This is a genomic window from Leclercia sp. UBA2479 (genome assembly GCF_002341985.1).
GTDB lineage: Bacteria > Pseudomonadota > Gammaproteobacteria > Enterobacterales > Enterobacteriaceae > Enterobacter > Enterobacter pneumoniae.
Genome location: NZ_DDPB01000007.1, coordinates 102,958 through 123,022 on the forward strand (window position 1 = coordinate 102,958; position 20,065 = coordinate 123,022).

14 protein-coding genes are annotated in these 20,065 nt (G+C 52.4%); 9 read left to right on the forward strand and 5 right to left on the reverse strand.

The features are described from left to right. The first annotated feature begins 13 nt into the window (after positions 1-13). Positions 14-829, forward strand: a complete 816-nt coding sequence (locus B3B59_RS08200; RefSeq protein ID WP_046886908.1) for a Cof-type HAD-IIB family hydrolase — start codon at positions 14-16, stop codon at positions 827-829. 160 nt (positions 830-989) lie between these two features. Further along, positions 990-2,252 carry a DUF1479 domain-containing protein gene (locus B3B59_RS08205; RefSeq protein ID WP_286808674.1) on the forward strand — a complete coding sequence of 421 codons (1,263 nt, stop codon included), beginning with the start codon at positions 990-992 and terminating at the stop codon, positions 2,250-2,252. Here the strand turns inward: B3B59_RS08205 and B3B59_RS08210 are convergent. Next, a complete protein-coding gene (locus B3B59_RS08210; RefSeq protein WP_040076435.1) occupies positions 2,249-3,322 on the reverse strand; it encodes a LacI family DNA-binding transcriptional regulator in 1,074 nt (357 codons plus the stop codon). The two genes, B3B59_RS08205 and B3B59_RS08210, sit on opposite strands and share 4 nt — an antisense overlap. 287 nt (positions 3,323-3,609) lie before the next feature. On the opposite strand from B3B59_RS08210, the gene B3B59_RS08215 reads away from it, so the two are divergent. Further along, complete coding sequence (locus B3B59_RS08215; protein ID WP_046886910.1) at positions 3,610-4,911, forward strand: MFS transporter; 1,302 nt, start codon at positions 3,610-3,612, stop codon at positions 4,909-4,911. Positions 4,912-4,928: 17 nt separating this feature from the next. Continuing rightward, positions 4,929-7,292, forward strand: coding sequence for a glycoside hydrolase family 31 protein (locus B3B59_RS08220; RefSeq protein WP_286808676.1), 2,364 nt, complete (start codon positions 4,929-4,931; stop codon positions 7,290-7,292). A gap of 318 nt (positions 7,293-7,610) precedes the next feature. Here B3B59_RS08220 and B3B59_RS08225 read toward each other — a convergent pair whose 3' ends face one another. After that, positions 7,611-9,206: an ABC-F family ATPase gene (locus B3B59_RS08225; protein WP_040076438.1), complete on the reverse strand. Its 1,596-nt coding sequence runs from the start codon at positions 9,204-9,206 to the stop codon at positions 7,611-7,613. A gap of 222 nt (positions 9,207-9,428) precedes the next feature. Here B3B59_RS08225 and ldtB point away from each other — a divergent pair, with 222 nt between their 5' ends. Then, positions 9,429-10,349 (forward strand): L,D-transpeptidase, encoded by a 921-nt coding sequence (gene ldtB / locus B3B59_RS08230; RefSeq protein ID WP_040076439.1) that lies wholly within the window; start codon positions 9,429-9,431, stop codon positions 10,347-10,349. 43 nt (positions 10,350-10,392) lie between these two features. On the opposite strand, the gene B3B59_RS08235 is transcribed toward ldtB, so the two are convergent. Genes B3B59_RS08235 through B3B59_RS08245 form a run of 3 tightly spaced genes read right to left on the reverse strand, consistent with a single transcriptional unit; the run spans position 10,393 to position 13,874 of the window. After that, positions 10,393-11,109, reverse strand: a complete 717-nt coding sequence (locus tag B3B59_RS08235) for a GntR family transcriptional regulator (RefSeq protein ID WP_040076440.1) — start codon at positions 11,107-11,109, stop codon at positions 10,393-10,395. 16 nt (positions 11,110-11,125) lie between these two features. Continuing rightward, positions 11,126-12,448, reverse strand: coding sequence for a PTS sugar transporter subunit IIC (locus tag B3B59_RS08240; RefSeq protein WP_286777728.1), 1,323 nt, complete (start codon positions 12,446-12,448; stop codon positions 11,126-11,128). 49 nt (positions 12,449-12,497) lie between these two features. Then, complete coding sequence (locus B3B59_RS08245; RefSeq protein ID WP_286808679.1) at positions 12,498-13,874, reverse strand: glycoside hydrolase family 1 protein; 1,377 nt, start codon at positions 13,872-13,874, stop codon at positions 12,498-12,500. Between the two features lie 339 nt (positions 13,875-14,213). Here B3B59_RS08245 and B3B59_RS08250 point away from each other — a divergent pair, with 339 nt between their 5' ends. From B3B59_RS08250 to B3B59_RS08265, 4 genes are read left to right on the forward strand one after another with little or no spacing between them, the layout of a single operon-like run. Next, positions 14,214-15,062 (forward strand): TnsA endonuclease N-terminal domain-containing protein, encoded by an 849-nt coding sequence (locus B3B59_RS08250; RefSeq protein ID WP_023335022.1) that lies wholly within the window; start codon positions 14,214-14,216, stop codon positions 15,060-15,062. Further along, positions 15,049-17,169 carry a hypothetical protein gene (locus B3B59_RS08255; RefSeq protein ID WP_032666584.1) on the forward strand — a complete coding sequence of 707 codons (2,121 nt, stop codon included), beginning with the start codon at positions 15,049-15,051 and terminating at the stop codon, positions 17,167-17,169. Before B3B59_RS08250 ends, B3B59_RS08255 begins: the two co-directional genes overlap by 14 nt. A 2-nt stretch (positions 17,170-17,171) precedes the next feature. Then, positions 17,172-18,635 (forward strand): ATP-binding protein, encoded by a 1,464-nt coding sequence (locus B3B59_RS08260; protein WP_023335020.1) that lies wholly within the window; start codon positions 17,172-17,174, stop codon positions 18,633-18,635. 28 nt (positions 18,636-18,663) lie between these two features. Next, positions 18,664-19,659, forward strand: coding sequence for a TniQ family protein (locus B3B59_RS08265; RefSeq protein ID WP_023335019.1), 996 nt, complete (start codon positions 18,664-18,666; stop codon positions 19,657-19,659). The last annotated feature ends 406 nt before the right edge of the window (positions 19,660-20,065 follow it).

The following is a 20,065-nucleotide window of genomic DNA, read 5'->3' on the forward strand; positions in this document are numbered from 1 at the left end:
AGGAGCGCAATTTATGACCGTTAAAGTTATCGTCACCGATATGGACGGAACTTTTCTCAATGACGCCAAGCAGTACGACCGTGACCGCTTCAAAGCACAGTTCGAACAGCTTCAGGCCCGTGGCATAGAGTTCGTTGTCGCCAGCGGCAACCAGTACTACCAGCTCATCTCCTTCTTCCCGGAGCTCAAAGAGCAGATCTCTTTCGTGGCGGAAAACGGCGCGCTGGTCTTTGATCACGGCGAGCAGATTTTCCACGGCGAGCTTACCCGTCATGAATCGCAGATCGTGATTGGCGAACTGCTGAAAGATCAACAGCTGAACTTCGTGGCCTGCGGGTTGCAGAGCGCTTACGTCAGCGATAAGGCCCCGGACGCGTTTGTGGCGCTAATGTCAAAGCACTACCACCGTCTCCAGCGCGTCAGCGATTATCACGAGATTGACGATGTGCTGTTCAAATTCTCACTGAACCTGCCCGACTCTGATATCCCGAACCTGATCGACGCGCTGCATGTCTCTCTCGACGGCATCATGAAACCGGTAACCAGCGGTTTTGGCTTTGTGGATTTAATTATCCCTGGCCTGCATAAAGCGAACGGCATTAGCCGCCTGCTGAAGCGCTGGGCTATCTCCCCGCAGGCCTGCGTCGCTATCGGCGACAGCGGCAACGATGCCGAGATGCTGAAGTTTGTCGGTTACCCCTTCGCCATGGGCAATGCGGGGGAAGCGATCAAAGCGATTTCCCGTTATCAGACCGATGACAATAACCATCAGGGTGCCCTGAACGTGATTCAGGCCGTGCTCGATAACAGCGCACCGTTCAGTCAATGATTCCCCTTTCGTCGGCGCCCTGCCGGCGAAACGTCTTCTCTTTCTCTTCATTCTCGTCCTGTGCACCCGATCAAGTTTTTCAACTTGCATTAACTTATTTTTAACTTAAAGTATCACTTGTAATGTTTTTTACTTTCGAATGAAAGAAAGAGAGGGTGTGATGAGCTTAACCTTTACCAGTGAAACCCTGCCCGCCGACCACAAAGCGGCAATCCGTCAGATGAAGCGTGAACTGCGCGCACAGATCGGCGACGTACAGGCGGTATTTGATCGTCTGCACGCTAAGATCGCCGACCGCGTGGCTGAGATCGCTGCGTTGAAAAAGAGCGGCGTTCCCGTCTGGCCAGTCATCCCCTTCGCCGACGTTAAAAACGGGACGCTTAGCGAGGCGCAGCGTGCCGCAGTGAAACGCCGCGGCTGCGCAGTGATTAAAGGCCACTTCCCCCGTGAGCAGGCGCTGGCATGGGATAATGCCATGCTCGACTATCTGGATCGTAATCACTTCGACGAGGTGTACAAAGGGCCAGGGGATAACTTCTTTGGCACCCTCACCGCCTCCCGCCCGGAGATTTACCCGATCTACTGGTCTCAGGCGCAAATGCAGGCGCGCCAGAGTGAAGAGATGGCGCAGGTGCAGTCATTCCTGAACCGTTTATGGACATTCGAAAGCAACGGTAAGCAGTGGTTTAACCCGGACGTAAGCGTCATCTATCCGGATCGCATTCGCCGCCGTCCACCGGGAACCACCTCTAAAGGGCTGGGCGCGCACACCGACTCCGGCGCGCTGGAGCGCTGGCTGCTGCCGGCCTATCAACAGGCCTTTGCCCGCGTATTTGATGGCAATGTGGATGAGTATGATCCCTGGAACGCTGCGCACCGCACCGATGTGGAGGAGTACACCGTGGACAACACCACCAAGTGCTCTGTGTTCCGCACCTTCCAGGGCTGGACGGCGCTGTCGGACATGATCCCGGATCAGGGGCTGCTGCACGTGGTCCCCATCCCGGAAGCAATGGCCTACATTCTGCTGCGTCCGCTGCTGGACGACGTGCCGGAAGATGAACTCTGCGGTGTCGCACCGGGTCGCGTGCTGCCCATCTCAGAGAAGTGGCATCCGCTGCTCATCGAGGCGCTGACCAGCATACCGGCGCTGGAAGCGGGCGATTCCGTCTGGTGGCACTGCGATGTGATCCACGCCGTCGCACCGGTAGAAAATCAGCAGGGCTGGGGCAACGTCATGTACATCCCGGCCGCGCCGATGTGCGAAAAGAATCTCGCCTATGCGAAGAAAGTTAAGGCCGCGCTGGAGACCGGGGCATCACCGGGAGATTTTCCACGCGAAGATTACGAAACAGACTGGCAAGACCGCTTTACCCTGAACGATCTCAATATTCACGGCAAGCGCGCGCTGGGCATGGCTTAGTTATCGTAAAGTCCTTCACGTTCTACGGCGGTGCGTCGTTTCCCCTGACGTATCCGCCGGACAGATTCCCGCACGGCCAGCGTGCCGTTGAGCAGCAAAGTGCCAACCGGTGCTTCCGGGCGCATCAGCCGCTGCTGAAGCATATGCACCGCTTCGGTTCCCAGTTCATCGCGGGGAACATGCACCGCCGTGAGCGGCACATCCTGAATGGCGGCGAGATTGAAGCCGTCAATGCTCATTACCGAGATATCCTGCGGCACCCGCAGCCCCTGTTTTTGCAGGGCGCTGATGGTGCCCGCCGCCATAAAATCCCCCCCCACTAAAAACGCGGTGGGCAGATCCCTCCCCTGCATTTGCGTGAGCCACTCGCCGATGAGCTGTTCTGTTTCGCGTGCGCTAAAGCTGGGCGCCACCAGCAGATCGCGTTTATCGCGGAACGTCAGGTTGTGAGACTGCCACGCATCGCGTATCCCGGCCAGACGTAACTCCATCGTGTAACGCCGCAGACAGAGTACGTTTAGCACCTCCCGGTGTCCCATTTCGAACAGGTACTCAGCGGCCCGTTCGCCAATTGCCCGGTGGTCGGGTGCCACGGCGGGCAAGCGCATATGGCGGTCGCGACAGTTGATTAGCATGCAGGGTTTACCCACGTCCACCGCCAGATCGTGAATATGGGGATCGTCGATACCCAGCAAGATGGCGGCCTGGGTCTCGGTCTCATTCATTCGCGTCAGAAAGAGCTGCGCATCGCTGTCGTTCTCCTCCAGGGCGCAGTAACGCAGGCGCACATCATGCGACGCCAGACCTTTACTTACACTCTGGATGACCCGGTAGTAAAAGATATCGGACCGCTCGTCAAACGCCCGCTGCGGCGCAAAGACCACAAGGCTATTCAGCAGCAGGCGCCCGGCCGCCAGACCGTCCATCACCCCCAACTCCCGCGCACACGCCAGCACCCGGTTACGCGCTTTTTCGCTGGTATTCGCTTTACCCGCCAGTACCCGTGAAACTGTGCTAATAGAGAGCTGCGTGCGGGCGGCGATTTCGGTGATTTTTAACCTTTTATCCATTTTGTGATCTGGCTCCATTTGCTAAATGAAAAAATTTTCATAGCCTTGTTATCAGTTTGTAACTGACCTGGAGGCCATCATGCCAAAGGGTTACGGTCAATAATGAGAATTTTTGCACAAAATCCACTATTGCCCTCTCATTTTCTCCCTTAAGGTGAACTTGTCACACAACTTCCATACTAGTTGTATAGCAACTTTGCACTGGTAAACGGATAACAATCAACATCATAAAGCGCCGTGTGACACCTGAACCTATGTCCCCTACCGTCCGTCTTGTGGAGAGTAAAATGAGTCAGGACATCAATAACACCGTAGCGACAAGCAAAACCCGTCGCGTGATTAAGAACCTGCGCTGGTATGTACTGGTACTGTTCTTAATGGGCGTCACCGTCAACTACATCACCCGTAACTCGTTAGGCATTCTCGCTCCGGAGCTAAAAGAGAGCCTGGGGATCACTACCGAGCAATACTCCTGGATCGTGGGTGCCTTCCAGATCGCCTACACCATTTTCCAGCCTTTGTGCGGCTGGCTGATTGACGTGATTGGCCTGAAGATTGGCTTTATGGTCTGCGCCGGTATCTGGGCGCTGATGTGTATCTTCCATGCGGGTGCCGGTAGCTGGCTGCACCTGGCGATCCTGCGCTTTTTTATGGGTGCCTCGGAAGCAGCCGCGACGCCAGCCAACGCCAAAACTATCGGCGAATGGTTCCCAAAATCAGAACGTCCTGTGGCCGCCGGTTGGGCGGGGGTAGGCTTCTCGATTGGCGCCATGCTGGCTCCGCCTATCATCTACTTCGCCCACGCCTCCTTTGGCTGGCAGGGGGCGTTTATGTTTACCGGCGTGCTGGCGCTGTTGTGGGTGATCCTCTGGTGGGCGTTTTATCACAACCCGGAGCAGCACCCGAACCTGAGCAAAGATGAGCTGGCGTTTATTAAGCAGGATAACGAACCACCTGCGGTGAAGCTGCCCTTCCTGACTGCGCTGAAAACCGTCTCAAAGAACAAACGCTTCTACGGTATCGCCATCCCGGCCTTTATGGCGGAACCGGCGTGGGCTGTGCTGAGCTTCTGGGTGCCGCTCTACCTCGCTAAAGAGCACGGCATGGACCTGAAGCAGATAGCGATGTTTGCCTGGCTGCCGTTCCTCGCCGCTGACCTTGGCAGCGTGGCAAGCGGCTACCTGACCCGCCTCTACACCCGCCTGTTCGGTTGCACCCGCGTCAACTCCGTGGTGGCAAGCTCGGTTACCGGCGCATTTCTGATGATCTCGCTGGCCGTGGTGGCTATCACCCGCGATCCCTATATCACCATCGTGCTGATCTCTATCGGCGGCTTCGGGCATCAGATCATCTCCTGCATGCTGAGTGCACTGGTCGTGGAGTCGTTTGATAAAGGCCAGATGGCGACGGTCAACGGGATGCGCGGCTCGGCGGCATGGATCGCCAGCTTCTTCTTCTCTTTGTTGATTGGTGTGACCGCCGACAAAATCGGCTTCAACCCCCTCTTTATTGCCATGGGCTTCTTTGACCTGATTGGCGCTGTTTTCCTGGTAGCATTTATTGCTGAACGTCGCGCCAAGCGCGCCTGATAGTGGATCTATTGCATATGAAAACCCTGAAAAACTGGACCGTCGCAACAGAGTCGGCGAACCATATTGAGCTGCTGGTCGATAATCAGCACCGGCTGTGTCTGTATGTGCTGGAAGAGAACCTGTTCCGCGTGCTGATTAAGCGCAAAGGCGAACTGGCGCTGGACCGCACCTGGAGTATCGCCCCGGCGCAAGATGTGCCCTGGGAAGGACGCCATCGCGACGATCTGAGCGGCTTCTCCTGCCCGGCCTGGCAGCTGACGCAGCAGGGCGACATGCTGAAGGTTGCTACCCAGCAGCTGCGTGTGACGGTCCACCAGCCGCTGTGGCTGGAGTGGCACTATTGCGATGACGCGGGCGAGTGGCAGCCGCTGGTGAATGACCGTCCGACCAGCGCCTACCTGCTGAATGCCCACGGCGACGGCGTGGCACACTACCTGAGCCGCCGCAAGGATGAGCGTTTTTACGGCCTGGGCGAGAAAGCCGGCGATCTGCAGCGCAACGGTAAACGCTACGAGATGCGTAACCTCGACGCGATGGGCTACAACGCCGCCAGCACCGATCCACTGTACAAACACATTCCGTTCACCCTCACCCGCCGGGATGACGTGAGCTATGGCCTGTTTTACGACAACCTGAGCAGCTGCTGGCTGGATCTGGGCAACGAAATTGATAACTACCACACCGCCTACCGCCGCTGGCAGGCAGAAGCGGGTGACATCGATTACTACATGTTTACCGGGAAACGGGTGCTGGATGTCACCAAAGCCTTTGTGCGCCTCACCGGGAAGACGTTGTTCGGTCCGAAATGGAGCCTGGGTTACAGCGGATCGACCATGCACTATACCGACGCGCCGGACGCGCAGAATCAGCTGATGCACTTTATTCGCCTGTGCGAAGAACACGCGATTCCGTGCGACTCCTTCCAGCTCTCGTCCGGCTATACCTCGATCAACGGCAAGCGCTACGTCTTCAACTGGAACCATGACAAAGTGCCGCAGCCGAAGGTGATGACTCAGGCATTCCACGACGCCGGGTTAAAACTGGCGGCCAACATCAAGCCGTGCCTGCTACAGGATCACCCGCGCTATAACGAGGTGGCAGAAAGAGGTCTGTTCATTCGTGATTCAGAAACCAATGCGCCAGAACGTTCCAGCTTCTGGGATGACGAAGGCTCGCACCTCGACTTTACCAACCCGCAGACGGTGCAGTGGTGGCAGGAAGGCGTGACCACGCAGTTGCTGGAGATGGGGATCGACTCCACCTGGAACGATAACAACGAGTATGAAGTCTGGGACGGCGAAGCGCGCTGCTATGGCTTCGGCCAGCCGATCGCCATCAAGCATATTCGCCCGGTGATGCCGCTGCTGATGATGCGCGCCTCGCTGGAGGCGCAGCAGCGCTTCGCCCCGGAAAAACGCCCGTACCTGATCTCCCGCTCCGGCTGCGCGGGGATGCAGCGCTACGTCCAGACCTGGAGCGGTGATAACCGCACCAACTGGGAGACCCTGCGCTATAACATTCGTATGGGGCTGGGGATGAGCCTCTCCGGGCTCTTTAACGTCGGGCATGACGTCGGCGGTTTTTCTGGCGATAAGCCGGATGCCGAGCTGTTTGTGCGCTGGGTACAGAACGGCGTGATGCATCCGCGGTTTACCATCCATTCATGGAATGATGACCAGACCGTTAACGAGCCGTGGATGTATCCCGGCGTGACGCCGGCCATTCGCAGCGCAATTGAGCTGCGCTATCGCCTGCTGCCTTATCTCTATACGCTGCTCTGGCAGGCGCATGCCGACGACGAACCGATGCTGCGTCCTACTTTCCTCGATCATGAGCATGATGCGCAGACCTTTGAAGAGTGCGACGACTTCCTGCTGGGCCGCGACCTGCTGGTGGCAAGCGTGGTCGAAGCCGGGCAGCGTGCGCGCCGCCTCTGGCTGCCGGATAACGAAGCCGGCTGGTACGATTTTTATACCCACGAGTGGTTTGCTGGCGGCCAGTGGATTGTGCGCGACGCGCCGCTGGAGAAGCTGCCGCTGCTGGTGCGTGCCGGTGCCGGTCTGCCGCTGAGCGAGCGCATCACGCACGTGAATGCTGAAAAAGATGATGCTCGCGAGCTGAAGCTGTTCCCGTTAAAAGGCGTGGGTACCACGTCTGGCCTGCTGTTTGAGGACGACGGCGAGAGCTGGGGTTATCAGCAGGGCAATGCGCTGTGGGTGGAATGGGAGATGGTCTGCGACGGGGCGAGCATTAATCTGAAGGTGAATGCGCGGGGGGATTATCGCCCGGCGTGGAAGGTGCTGAAGGTGTCGTTACCGGCAGGGGAAACACGTAAGCTGCGGGTGAACGGTGTCGAAGGGGGTGAGTGGGAGGTGTAGTGCGGCTTGTTGCCCTCACCCTAACCCTCTCCCACAGGGAGAGGGAATAGAGAGGTAACATCGTAGTGCGGTCTGATGCCCTCACCCTAACCCTCTCCCACGGGGAGAGGGAAGAGAGAGGTAACGTCGTAGTGCGGTCTGATGTCCTCACCCTACCCCTCTCCCGCAGGGAGCGGGAATAAAAGCACGACACCTTCCCTGAGTATTTCGCGCTGCAGGAAGGCGGTAAACCTGTGGATCCCCGGAAGCTTACATAAATAAGTAACCGGGGTGAGCAGGTGCAGCCAACGCATCTGCAGCGTGGAAGACCACGGGAAATTAGCCGTCGATACCTTTGCTGCGCAGGTAATCTTCGTAGTTGCCGGTGAAGTCCACCACGCGCTCTGGGGTAATCTCGATCACGCGGGTCGCCAGCGAGCTGACGAACTCACGGTCGTGAGAGACGAAGATCAGGGTGCCCTGATACATCTCCAGCGCCATGTTCAGCGATTCGATAGATTCCATATCCAGGTGGTTGGTAGGTTCATCCATCACCAGGATATTTGGTTTTTCCATCATCAGCTTACCGAACAGCATGCGGCCTTTTTCACCACCGGAGAGCACTTTGGCAGGCTTTTTGATGTCGTCCTGGCTGAACAGCAGACGCCCCAGAATGCTGCGTACCGCCTGCTCGTCATCGCCTTCTTGCTTCCACTGGCTCATCCAGTCGAAGACCGTCAGGTCGTTTTCGAACTCGTACTCGTGGTCCTGCGCGTAGTAACCGATCTGCGCGTTTTCGGACCACTTCACGGTGCCGTTGTCCGGCTGCAGTTCGCCCACCAGCGTTTTCAACAGGGTAGATTTACCCACGCCGTTGGCACCCAGAATGGCAATTTTCTCGCCCACTTCCAGCAGCAGGTTAAAGTTTTTAAACAGCGGACCGTTTTCAAAGCCTTTAGCCAGGGCTTCCACTTCCAGCGCGTTACGGAACAGTTTCTTGTCCTGTTCGAAGCGAATGAACGGGTTCTGACGGCTTGACGCTTTGACTTCGTCGAGCTTGATTTTGTCAATCTGACGGGCACGCGAGGTTGCCTGACGCGATTTAGAGGCGTTGGCGCTGAAGCGGCTAACGAAGGACTGTAGGTCCGCAATCTGCGCTTTCTTCTTGGCATTGTCCGCCAGCAGACGTTCACGCGCCTGGGTTGCGGCCGTCATATACTCGTCGTAGTTGCCCGGGTAAACGCGCAGCTCGCCGTAGTCCAGATCCGCCATGTGCGTACAGACCATATTCAGGAAGTGACGGTCGTGCGAAATAATGATCATGGTGCTGTCGCGGTCGTTCAGCGTCTGCTCCAGCCAGCGGATGGTATCGATGTCCAGGTTGTTCGTCGGTTCATCGAGCAGCAGAATGTCAGGGTTAGAGAACAGCGCCTGTGCCAGCAGCACACGCAGTTTCCAGCCTGGCGCGACTTCGCTCATCGGGCCGTAGTGCTGTTCTACAGGAATGCCCACGCCGAGCAGCAATTCACCCGCGCGCGCTTCGGCAGAGTAACCGTCCATTTCGCCATACTGCGTCTCCAGATCGGCCACTTTGTAGCCATCTTCTTCGCTCATTTCGGCCAGGGCGTAGATACGGTCACGCTCCTGCTTCACTTCCCACAGCTCTCCGTGTCCCATGATCACGGTGTCGAGCACGGTGAACTCTTCAAAGGCGAACTGATCCTGACGCAGCTTACCGATGCGCTCGTTGGGGTCCATTGAGACATTGCCCAGCGTCGGCTCTAAATCGCTGCCGAGGATCTTCATGAAGGTGGATTTGCCGCTACCGTTGGCACCAATCAGGCCGTAACGGTTGCCGCCGCCAAATTTGACGGAAATATTTTCGAACAGCGGCTTACTGCCAAACTGCATAGTGACGTTGCTGGTAACTAACACGGGGAGATTCCTGCGAAAAGTGTGATAAACGCGGCATTATGCCACAATTCCGAATTGAGATCCCGATGTTGCGACGAGACGCTAAACTTTAACAATGTCGAAAAAAATGTGATTTCGTACACATCTGAATTCCCTGAATGGGGTAATGGACATATAATGCGCTCCCTATACCATTCAGCCCTTTTAACTACATGCCACAGTGGCACAGATACCTCGCATAACATGAATATGAAATTAACATCGCTATTAGCAGCGGCGTTTGCCGTCGTAGGGTTTTGCAAGACCGCTTCTGCTGTCACCTATCCTCTGCCCACTGACGGTAGCCGTCTGGTCGGTCAGAATCAGGTTGTGACCATCGAAGAAGGTAACACGCAGCCGCTGGAATATTTTGCTGCTGAATATCAGTTGGGTCTCTCCAACATGATGGAAGCTAACCCTGGCGTCGATCCGTACCTGCCGAAAGGCGGTACTGTGCTGAATATTCCTCAGCAGCTGATCCTGCCCGATACCGTGCATGAAGGTATTATCATCAACAGTGCTGAAATGCGTCTCTACTACTATCCGAAAGGGACCAATACCGTCATCGTTCTGCCAATCGGTATCGGCCAGTTGGGTAAAGACACCCCAATGAACTGGACCACCAAAGTTGAGCGTAAGAAAGCGGGCCCAACCTGGACGCCAACCGCCAAGATGCACGCGGAGTATATTGCCGCTGGCGAGCCGCTGCCGGCTGTTGTTCCGGCTGGCCCGGATAACCCGATGGGTCTGTACGCGCTCTACATTGGCCGCCTTTATGCTATTCACGGCACCAATGCCAACTTTGGTATCGGCCTGCGCGTAAGCCACGGCTGTGTGCGTCTGCGTAATGACGATATCAAATTCCTGTTCGAAAACGTGCCGGTCGGTACCCGCGTACAGTTCATCAACGAACCTGTAAAAGCGACCACCGAGCCAGATGGCAGCCGTTATCTGGAAGTGCATAACCCGCTCTCCACCAGCGAAGATCAGATCGATAACAACGTTACCGTGCCGATCACCCTGAAGAGCAACGTGCAGGCGATCACCAGCCAGGCTGACGTAGATGCCTCCGTTGTTGACCAGGCTATTCAGAACCGCTCCGGTATGCCAGTTCGCCTGAACTGATAAACCAGCGACATAAAAAAGCGGGCCCGGGGCCCGCTTTTTTTTATCCGTTATTCACAATAACAATCCCGCCGTGGTCGTACCGGTAGTGACAGTGGGCGTACTCCAGCGGCGTGCCATCCTCCAGATAGATCACCTGCTCCACCTCCAGCACCGGATCGGACTGCTCGCAGACCAGATGCTGCATATCCAGCGCGCTGGGTTTCAGGGCTCTGACGACCCGATATGACCCCATGATTTTTAGCCCCAGCGTCTCCTGCACGTAGCGGAACACCGAGCTTTCGAGATGGCTTTTGTTCAGCCCCGGCACCAGGTTGAGCGGCATGACGGTAGCGTCCAGCGACATCGGCTCGCCATTAAGCAGGCGCAGGCGGATAAAGTCATACACCGGGGCATCGGCGTTTATCATCAGTGAGGCCTGCTCTTTTTCGTTGGGAAAGCGCAGTTCGAAATGGACGACCTGACTGGAGACCGTACCAAGATGCTCCCAGGTTTTGGTGGCGCCAAAGTAGTCGCTGCCGGAGAGATCCCACTGAGAGAGCTGTAGAAAATTCTTGCGGATAAAAGTGCCTTGCCCCTGCCGGGTATAGACCAGCCCTTCGACAATAAGCTGACGCATTGCCTGCTGGATGGTCATGCGGCTGGAGCTGAACTCCGCAGCCAGCGCAAACTGGTCGGGCAGCGGTTCGTTGGCGGCATACTGCTGACTAATAATGCGTTTTTTAATTTCCCGCGCTATGGTGATGTACTTCGCCGCCATCGCCGTTTCCTTATGTTTAGTTCGCTATCTCACTGTTTTTCAATGCCACTCGCTCGGCAACCTTGAGGAAAGGCAGGTAGAAGAATACACCAAATACGATGATTGCCAACTGTACCACTACCGCTCGCCAGTCGCCGGCCGTGGCCAGCCAGGCGCTGAGTATGGGTGGCGTGGTCCAGGGGATCATGACAACACAGCGCGACATAAATCCCAGCGTGGTGCAGAGCCAGGCAAACCAGATCCCCAGCGCCGGAAGAAGCACAAAGGGGATCATCAGCGGCAGGTTGAAGACAATGGGCAGGCCGAATATCACCGGTTCATTAATGTTAAACAGCCCCGGCGCCAGCGACAGGCGAGCCACCTGTTTCGCCGACTGCTGACGCGAGAAGATAAAGATGGCGATCAGCAGTGAGAGGGTGCTCCCGGTCCCCCCCACCATGCCGAAGGTGGGGACAAAGATACTGTTGATGATATGCGGGATGGGCTGTCCATTGGCGAAGGCCAGCATATTTTCATTGGTATTAATCAGCAGGAAGGGTTCCAGAATCACACTGTTAACCACTGACTGATGAATGCCAAGCGTAAACAGGAAGTTGCCAAAGCTGTAGATAAAGAGCGTTCCCGGCAAGCTGGTATTAATCAGCCGCAGCGGCTGCTGGATAAAAGTGGTGATCAGGTGAATCAAATCGGTGTGCAGCACGTTTGCCAGCAAGGCCGCAAGCACCGCGAACAGCGAGAGCGTAATGATGGTGGGAATGAGCGCGGTAAAGGATTTGCTCACCGCCGGAGGGACATTATCCCCCAGCGAAATGTGCAGCGCTTTTAGCCGGGAGATGGCGATAAAGATCTCCGCCGAGATTAGCCCAATCAGCACCCCGGCGAAAATGCCCGTCGAGCCAATATTGGCGAAGGTAAGAATCTGCGTAACGCTCACCGCGGTGTCGCTGCCGACGGGGACGATCTGCAGCCGCATCGGCATCATTATGATAAAGCTGCTGACGGCGATGACCACTGCCGAGACCGGATTGTCGAAATTTTTGTTACGCGCCAGCGACCAGGCAATGATCGGGGCCAGCAGGAGCGCCGCGATATTCAGCGTACCGTTAATAATCGCCTCGCCCCAGACCTGATAGTGGGCCAGCGTCTCCCCGGTGAAAATCCACGGGAAGACCACGTTATTGATCAGTACCGCCAGCCCGGCGAGGATAAAGATCGGCATCACCGTGGCAAACGCATCACGCAGAGAGCGCAGGTGCACCTGATTGGCCAGGCGCGCCGAGAACTCCACAAATCTGTCGACAAAGGACTGCATCGCAGGTGTAATTTTTGTATCAGACATACGGATAGTTCCCTTAATCAGTCACAAAAACGGCCCGGCAGCGTACGGCTTACATCTCGCGCCCGTTGCTATGGATAACCTGTTTGAGCCACGCGTAGCTCTTTTTCGGCACGCGCTTCAGGTCTTTCAGGTCATGGTTTTCGCGGTTAACGTACACCACGCCGTAGCGTTTACGCATGTCCCCCTGCGAACTCAGAATGTCGATTAAGCCCCAGCCGAGATAGCCGATCACCTCGGCACCATCTTCAATCATCGCCGCCTTCATCGCCTCGATATGCTCCCGGTGGTAGTCGATGCGGTAGTCATCCTCAATCGGATTTACGCCGTCCCAGGACTCAATCACGCCGATGCCATTTTCAATCGGGAAGACCGGCAGCCGCCAGTCGTTGTAGTAGCGGGTGATAATGGTGCGAAAGCCCAGCGGATCGATCTGCCAGTTCCACTCTGTCGCTTTCAGATAGGGGTTGTTTTTCTCGCCGTGCAGCAAGTAATAGTTAACCGGCGTCTCTTCCGGGATCGCGTCGCTGTCCAGGGTCTTACTGGCGTAATAGCTGAACGCCATATAGTCATTTTTGGTACGTGCCAGCAGGGCCAGATCCTCGGCCCGGTAGATATCTTCAAAACCTTCCTGCGCCACCACCGCCATCACCGCCGGGCTGTAGCCCTGACCGGCAAAGACGCGCAGCAGGTTCTGGTTCAGGAATTCGTCATACTGTTGCGCGCAAAAGATATCGCGCGGTTTACAGGTGGCGGGATAGATCAGCTGGTGCGCCAGCATACCGCCCATCAGCTGACCTGGGCGGGTCTGATGCAGGTACTCGGTCAGCGCCATATGCGCCACCATGGTGTGATGCTGAAGTTCGTACAGCTCGCGCAGGGTTTTCTCGCCTTTCATATAGCCGGAAATGCGAAACGCCTCGGGCATATGGAAGATGTTCTGCTCGTTGAAGGTCAGCCAGTATTTCACCCGATCGCCGAAGCAGTCGATCATCTTCTTGCCATAACGGATAAAGGCCTCCATCACCCGGCGATCGGTAAATCCGTTGTACTCCTGGGCCAGCGCCAGCGGCATATCGAAGTGGTAGAGACAGACCATCGGCTCAATGCCGCGGGCGATCAGATCGTTAATAAAGCGATCGTAAAAGGCGATCCCCTCGTCGTTGAAATCACCGTCACCCTGCGGGCAGACGCGGCTCCAGGCGATCTGGAAGCGATAGCAGTTCATGCCCAGATCCTGCATCAGGTCGAAGTCTTCCGCGTAGCGATGATACGAGTCGGTGGCGACTTTCCAGTCTGAGGTATTCTCTCCCGCTTCGCGAATGTCGTAGACCGACATCCCCTTCCCACCCTCGTTCCAGGCCCCTTCGGTCTGCATGCTGGAGACCGAGTTGCCCCATAAAAAATTGGCTGGCAAAGATGCTTTCATGCGCACTCCCTATATGACTAGTCATTTAAATTTCATGACTAGTCATATAGCCAAAGCGGATAAAGCAGGCAAAGATCGGGATCGTTTTTTGTGAGGCGTGTGGAATAAAAAAGGCCGGATGTCGTGTCATATTAAAGTTATGTCACTAATGCAGAAGTTATGTCACTAATCAATCTTATCATAAATAAGTTATGTCATTATTTTTACTATAAGTATGATTCATCAATAATTTTTCATCTCTTTCTTTGCCATGTTCACTTTGTAAACTGTGCGTATGCAACTAAACTTAAAAAAGATGAAAGTCGTAACTAATTCGCCTTAGATTTTATCGAGATCGGTATGACTAGAGGAAGACGGTTTACATCTTTTGAGAGCTATGAAAAAGCACTCAGGGACGGGATTGGCCTTGGAACCGGGGAAAACTATCAGCCCTGGATACGGCCACAAGATTTTACAAACTCAACGGGTATCCGCTCAGCCATACGCGGTTTGAAAACGTTCAGACAGCACAACACGCTGTCCGGGATTGAAAGCGAGTTTTATTACCTTGCCGAATTCAATGATTCAGTAATTGACATTCGCGAACAGTTTCCGCTTCTCCCCGTCACGCTAACGCAAAAGATAGCCAACATTCTCAATGTCCCCCATCCGGCATTACGCAGGAAAGTCTGCGACACAGATAAGCCAGCAGTGCCCGCCGTCATGACAACAGATTTCGTTCTGACATTCAGAAACCAGGACGGAACCATCAAATATAAGTCTTATTCAGTGAAACCTGATGAAATCATTTCCAAACGTGATGCCGAAAAACAAGAAATTGAGAGACTGTTCTGGGAGGGCATTAATGTATGTTTTCAGATATATACAGGGTCAGAGGTTACCAGAATAAAAAGTGGCAATATTAGCTGGTTTACTGCTCCTTTCAGGATGAACGGACTGCCCGATTATCATCTTGATGTGTCCTTATTAAGGGAGTTTCCTCCCGGTCAGTATATTCTTCTTCATATGGTAAAAAAAATAGCTTCATCTTTAAGGATCAGCACTGATGATGCCTTCATCGCGCTGAAATTTATGTTAGCAACCAAAAGCATCGAAGTTGATCTCACCTCGGACATCGTTAGCAATGGATGTATTGTCGTTTTACGAAACAGCGCATGTGACATGGGATTAGCATATGAAAATAATTAAGAATTCCGTCTGGTCAGTTTCAAAAACTGAAGGGCTCCCCGATGCCCTGTACCGAGTCCTTGCCCTGTACAAGGAAACAGGAACCATGATTTTGTATGAACTCAACGACAACAAAATCACACGTCCGAAACTGTTTTACATTGAACCATTTAAGTTGGGAGTTCAGGAAAGAAACATTGTGCACTTCAACTATCCTATTCCTGTATGGATGATGGTCACAGACAATGATATTCCGGATAAAAACAGGATCCGGAGAGATAAGAATTTCGCCCTGATTAGCCCACTGTTGTCTGATCCTGATTTTCTCTTTTTGTACGCTCTGAACGAGCGAAGTCCTTTGTTAAGAAATTATGCAAAGGACAACAACGCCAGCTATTCCACAATAAAAAAATTATTATCGAACTGCTGGAAGTACGGAAGAGGTAAACAGTCCCTGACGCCAGCATACGCCAGGAGTGGAGGGAATGGGGTCAAAAAAACAGTTAAGTCTGTTTCTGTTGGTCGTAAAAAGAAAGGGCGCGCCCTCATTGACGGCAGAGCAGAAACCTACATCATGCGAGAACGGGACTCAGCTAGCATAAAAAAAATCCTGAAAAAACACTACCTCAAACCGAAGGGCAAAAGCCAAGCTGAATGCTGGCGCATCTATCTTGAAGAATACTTCCCTCAACTGGCTTCAATAACTCAGGACTGCGCCATTTCCTATCCTTCTCTGGCACAGTTCAGATATCGCATCACTAAACTTTTCTCTCTTACTGAGATTGCACGTCGGCGCACAACAGAAAGAGATTTTTTACTTAACAAACGGGCTTTAGCGGGGTCTTCTGCTGACTCTGATACACTGCCGGGCTCAGTATTCGAAATTGATGCGACAGTTGCTGATGTGCATCTGGTATCTGAATTAACAGGAGATGTGGTTGGACGACCGACAGTGTATCTCGTTGCTGATCGTGCAACCCGGATGATAACCGGCATGCATGTGTCTTATCTTTATGCTTCCTGGCGAGCAGCATCTCAGGCACTTGCTAACTGCTTTTCACCGAAAGGACAGTACTGTAGGTTATTTGGTGTCAATGACATCAGTGACGACCGCTGGCCATGCTCACATGTACCAACAAAGTTACTTTGCGATAATGCAGAAATGTTGGGTCTTAAAACGCAGTCTGCAGTTGTTCCCTTCACGGAATTAATGTTTGCTCCTTCCTACAGGGCTGACCTAAAAGGCGTCGTTGAAAGCAGGTTCCGCATACTTAACCAAAAGGCAATCCATAAGCTTCTGGGTACGACAAGAGGGGGATTTGTTGTCAGGGGTGAGACCCGGCCACAATTAAGGTCATGTTATACGCTTAAAGCGTTTACAGAAATCATGATACGTGCCGTTGATGAGTATAACCATGCCCTGAATACAGAACTTCTGTATATTAACCCTCTTCTTCTTGAGCATAATCTGATCGCTACCCCCGTCAATAGCTGGAATGTCAGTATTAATAACTTCCGTTTTGGTGGTTATCAGATCACTGAGCACGAAATTATATCAAGACTTCTGTACCCGGATAGCGCAAGTATTACTGGCAAGGGAATTCAGTATGGTAATCGATTCTATGAGTGTTCAGAGGATGAGATGGTCGGGGCCAGAAGTTTCGGTCAGACACGTGTTGATGTTCGGATTAATGATAACTCCATGGATAAAATTTATATAAGAAGCGGAAAAGATACCGTTTTTTCGCAACGAGAACTGCTGTCCAGGCGAAAAATATTTCAGGGCCTTCCTCATATGGAAGCAGAAGTTGTTTCTGATATTGTCGATATGCATAAAAGCAGTAATGTTATTACACCTGAGTCGATGGCATTGCGTAATCTGATTGAAGCTAATGAACAGGAAGGCGAGATTTTGCTGGCAGCACTGAGGAAAAAGGGTCGTGGGCGCTATAAAAACATAAGGGAAAATCGTAGAAAAGAAGTGCTGTATGCTCAACAGGGAGACTCCAGAAAGACCAGTGAGAATTACAAACTTCCCCCCGCAAACAACATTGTGATTTTGCCAGGTCCCGAAGCGAGGAAAGCGTGGCTTACAAAACAAAACGATCCTTACAAGAAGGATAAATAGCCATGGCTGTGAATGCAAAATATCACCAGGCAGATTTGCCAGAATACAGAGGTAACCCTCTAATTGAAGCACTCCCTCCCCTGATGTCCCGGGAGGATGTCATGCTGGCTCTCAGCAACTTTCCTGAAATTAATGCAAACGAGCGTGAACTGAGCACTGAGGTGCGTGAACAGTATGTTGATCGTATAGATGCCTTCCGCTGTCCTCAGGGAACATTCTTCGACTGTTACAAGGCAATAGTACGACTTCTGCGAACAGGTTATACAACCCGTAACCCACTTGATATTCACACGGTTCGGTTTCTTCATTACAGCGTAGAGGGAAGCTTAGGTGAAGCTCTCGGCGATGGATTTCATCGACCCCGGGCAGGGACTTTTTCCATTACCGGCATAAGCGGTGTGGGTAAATCAACCATGCTTGAGCAGGTACTGGGACATTTTCCACAGATCATAGACCATAATGTTTATCAGGGCCACGATCTTACCCCTCTTCGTCAGGTTGTCTGGCTTAAAATAAATTGCCCTCCAAATTCGAAAGCACGTGACCTGACGGAAATCTTACTTACCGCTATCGACGATGCACTTGGGCTTGAGCGTACCATCCCGCCATCAAGGACTGGTACGTTACTCCGGCTCATTGCTCAGAAAATTAAGTCGGCCTTCATTGGCGTGCTGGTTATTGACGAAATGCAAAGACTGACCCGCACAAACGGTGATGAACAGCTTATCAATTTTCTTCATGACATCGTCGATACATTAGGTGTCCCGCTAGTCTTTTGCGGAAATCCAGAATTCGAAGACAAAATGCGCCAACGGTTACGTTTCGCCAGACGTGCAGAAACCGCAGGTTTCATTCGTCTTAATCCGCTCGCGTACCAGACGACAGACTGGCAATCTTTCATTCAGTATCTGTGGCGCTATCAGTGGACTAATGTCTACACTCCCCTGAATGATGAGCTCAACATAAAAATGCATAAGCTGTCGAAAGGAAATCTTGCGATAGCACAGCGATTATTTGTTACTGCGCAATTAAAAGTTATTGGTACCGGTAATGAAGTCATTACACCCGCTTTGTTGGGTCTTTCCGAATCAGTATTAACCAGTCGCGCAGACGAATTTATCCAGGCAGATGCTCTCATTTATGGCGAGGAACTGCCAGAATTATCAGAATCTGAAGAGACAGTATTACCTCAGAAGAATAACGGCAAAAGCTTTCTCAAAAGCCGTGAAATCAGGCAAAAACCGGTCAGACGGGTGCATAAATCATTCACAGTCACAGCCGATTTGAACCGCCCCCAGCATGAGGAGTTTGCGGAGGAGTTAAATAACTATACTGCACAAACTGAGGCGATCCTGGCCAAAAGGTGTGAGCCTGTCCTGTTCCGTGCACTCTGGCAAAACAAATGTCGTTACAGTGCCCTGGAACACTACGACCGGCTTTGCAACGATCCTTCAACAGAAACATGATGTATTACATAGGAAGGCGTGGTGGTATATGTTGTTAAAGGCATTCCCGGGAGAAATCCTCTTTAGTCGGCTTTGTAGAAGCTTGTCAGTAAGTGGACTGCCGGTGCAGAAATTTTCAAGGAGCCTCGGCCTGGAAGCCCGGTCCTCGTTTCATCCTTTCCTGACACAACATCTGACAGAGATTGCTCAGACTAGTCACGAAAACGCTGAGCTTCTCTGGGCGGAACAAACCCTGTTCCCTCTATGGGTATGGTCAATGCCCGGTTATGCAAAAGCACTTCGGCAACTGACGGGCCCTCCGGCGCGTTTGCTATGGTTTTATCAGCTTACAGGCAACCACTCATCCCAAAGGATGCAACTTCATTTTTGCCCTGTATGCGCAAGGGAAGATGCAATGGGATATGGTGTCCCTTACTGGCATTGTGAACATCAGATCCCGGGAGTGAGCATCTGTAACCGCCACTGTTGCCGGTTAATGCCCAAGCTGGTTCCACCCAGTCCTCACATTGCTGTTGAATTTTACCCCGACAATTTCAATACCATGATCCTCAGTAAGAACATAGAAAATGATTTTGCAGTCTTTGCCAACCAGATATTGACTCACCTGGCGCATGGTGAAGAAATATCAGATAATTACTTTTCCGGTTTTACCTCGACCAGAACTGATTTGAAGAACATGAAGCACAGCGGCAACGAAAAACTCTTCCTGTCTTTGAATGACCTGATTAGGCATTTGTGGGAGGAAAATTCTGACCCTGTTATCTCTGACAAATCACACTTCCTTTATTACATCATTTCTCATTTTGAAAATATTTTCCCAGCACAAAAATTACTTCTCTTATTTTATTTACAGCGCATGCACAGCATAAGACAAAATGCTAGTAGAGAGCACATCCCCTCAAACAAAATGAATAAAGAAAACACAAACAATGAAATACACAAGCCCGTAATGGAGTTAAATTACCTGATGGTTAGACTTTGGCCTTCAACAAAATTCATCGCCGACCTGAGAACTCAAACATAATATATTCCACAACCAAGAAAACCATCACCCCTTTAAAATATAAATTATTTAACTTTCGACACATAGTAAAAACAAGAGCAGAAAAAATCTAGACATCATTCATAACCGCGCACGCCTAATTAACATTAAAATTTGGACACCGACCATACCATAAAATACCCAACAAGAATCCCCCCTGGTTTTAAATGCTTATCGTATACTATATTTTATGTCGCACTCTGCAATTTCACTTAAGTTACAAGATCAACAATTCAGACAGTTTATGTTTTTTGATTTCATCACTTTAAATCTGAAGTCATCATCACTAGACACGTCATATTTTTCTCTGGCATTTTTTATGGTTTGAGAAAGAAACACACCAAAATCCTTAAGATTAGCATTTTATTGGGCTTTGTTGAATAAATCG

What these genes read in the sequence shown, in the direction of transcription:
- B3B59_RS08200 (WP_046886908.1), top strand. Translation starts at nt 14, where the DNA reads ATGACCGTTAAAGTTATCGTCACCGATATGGACGGAACTTTTCTCAAT.
- B3B59_RS08205 (WP_286808674.1), top strand. Translation starts at nt 990, where the DNA reads ATGAGCTTAACCTTTACCAGTGAAACCCTGCCCGCCGACCACAAAGCG.
- B3B59_RS08210 (WP_040076435.1), bottom strand. Translation starts at nt 3,322, where the DNA reads ATGGATAAAAGGTTAAAAATCACCGAAATCGCCGCCCGCACGCAGCTC.
- B3B59_RS08215 (WP_046886910.1), top strand. Translation starts at nt 3,610, where the DNA reads ATGAGTCAGGACATCAATAACACCGTAGCGACAAGCAAAACCCGTCGC.
- B3B59_RS08220 (WP_286808676.1), top strand. Translation starts at nt 4,929, where the DNA reads ATGAAAACCCTGAAAAACTGGACCGTCGCAACAGAGTCGGCGAACCAT.
- ldtB (WP_040076439.1), top strand. Translation starts at nt 9,429, where the DNA reads ATGAATATGAAATTAACATCGCTATTAGCAGCGGCGTTTGCCGTCGTA.
- B3B59_RS08235 (WP_040076440.1), bottom strand. Translation starts at nt 11,109, where the DNA reads ATGGCGGCGAAGTACATCACCATAGCGCGGGAAATTAAAAAACGCATT.
- B3B59_RS08240 (WP_286777728.1), bottom strand. Translation starts at nt 12,448, where the DNA reads ATGTCTGATACAAAAATTACACCTGCGATGCAGTCCTTTGTCGACAGA.
- B3B59_RS08245 (WP_286808679.1), bottom strand. Translation starts at nt 13,874, where the DNA reads ATGAAAGCATCTTTGCCAGCCAATTTTTTATGGGGCAACTCGGTCTCC.
- B3B59_RS08250 (WP_023335022.1), top strand. Translation starts at nt 14,214, where the DNA reads ATGACTAGAGGAAGACGGTTTACATCTTTTGAGAGCTATGAAAAAGCA.
- B3B59_RS08255 (WP_032666584.1), top strand. Translation starts at nt 15,049, where the DNA reads ATGAAAATAATTAAGAATTCCGTCTGGTCAGTTTCAAAAACTGAAGGG.
- B3B59_RS08260 (WP_023335020.1), top strand. Translation starts at nt 17,172, where the DNA reads ATGGCTGTGAATGCAAAATATCACCAGGCAGATTTGCCAGAATACAGA.
- B3B59_RS08265 (WP_023335019.1), top strand. Translation starts at nt 18,664, where the DNA reads ATGTTGTTAAAGGCATTCCCGGGAGAAATCCTCTTTAGTCGGCTTTGT.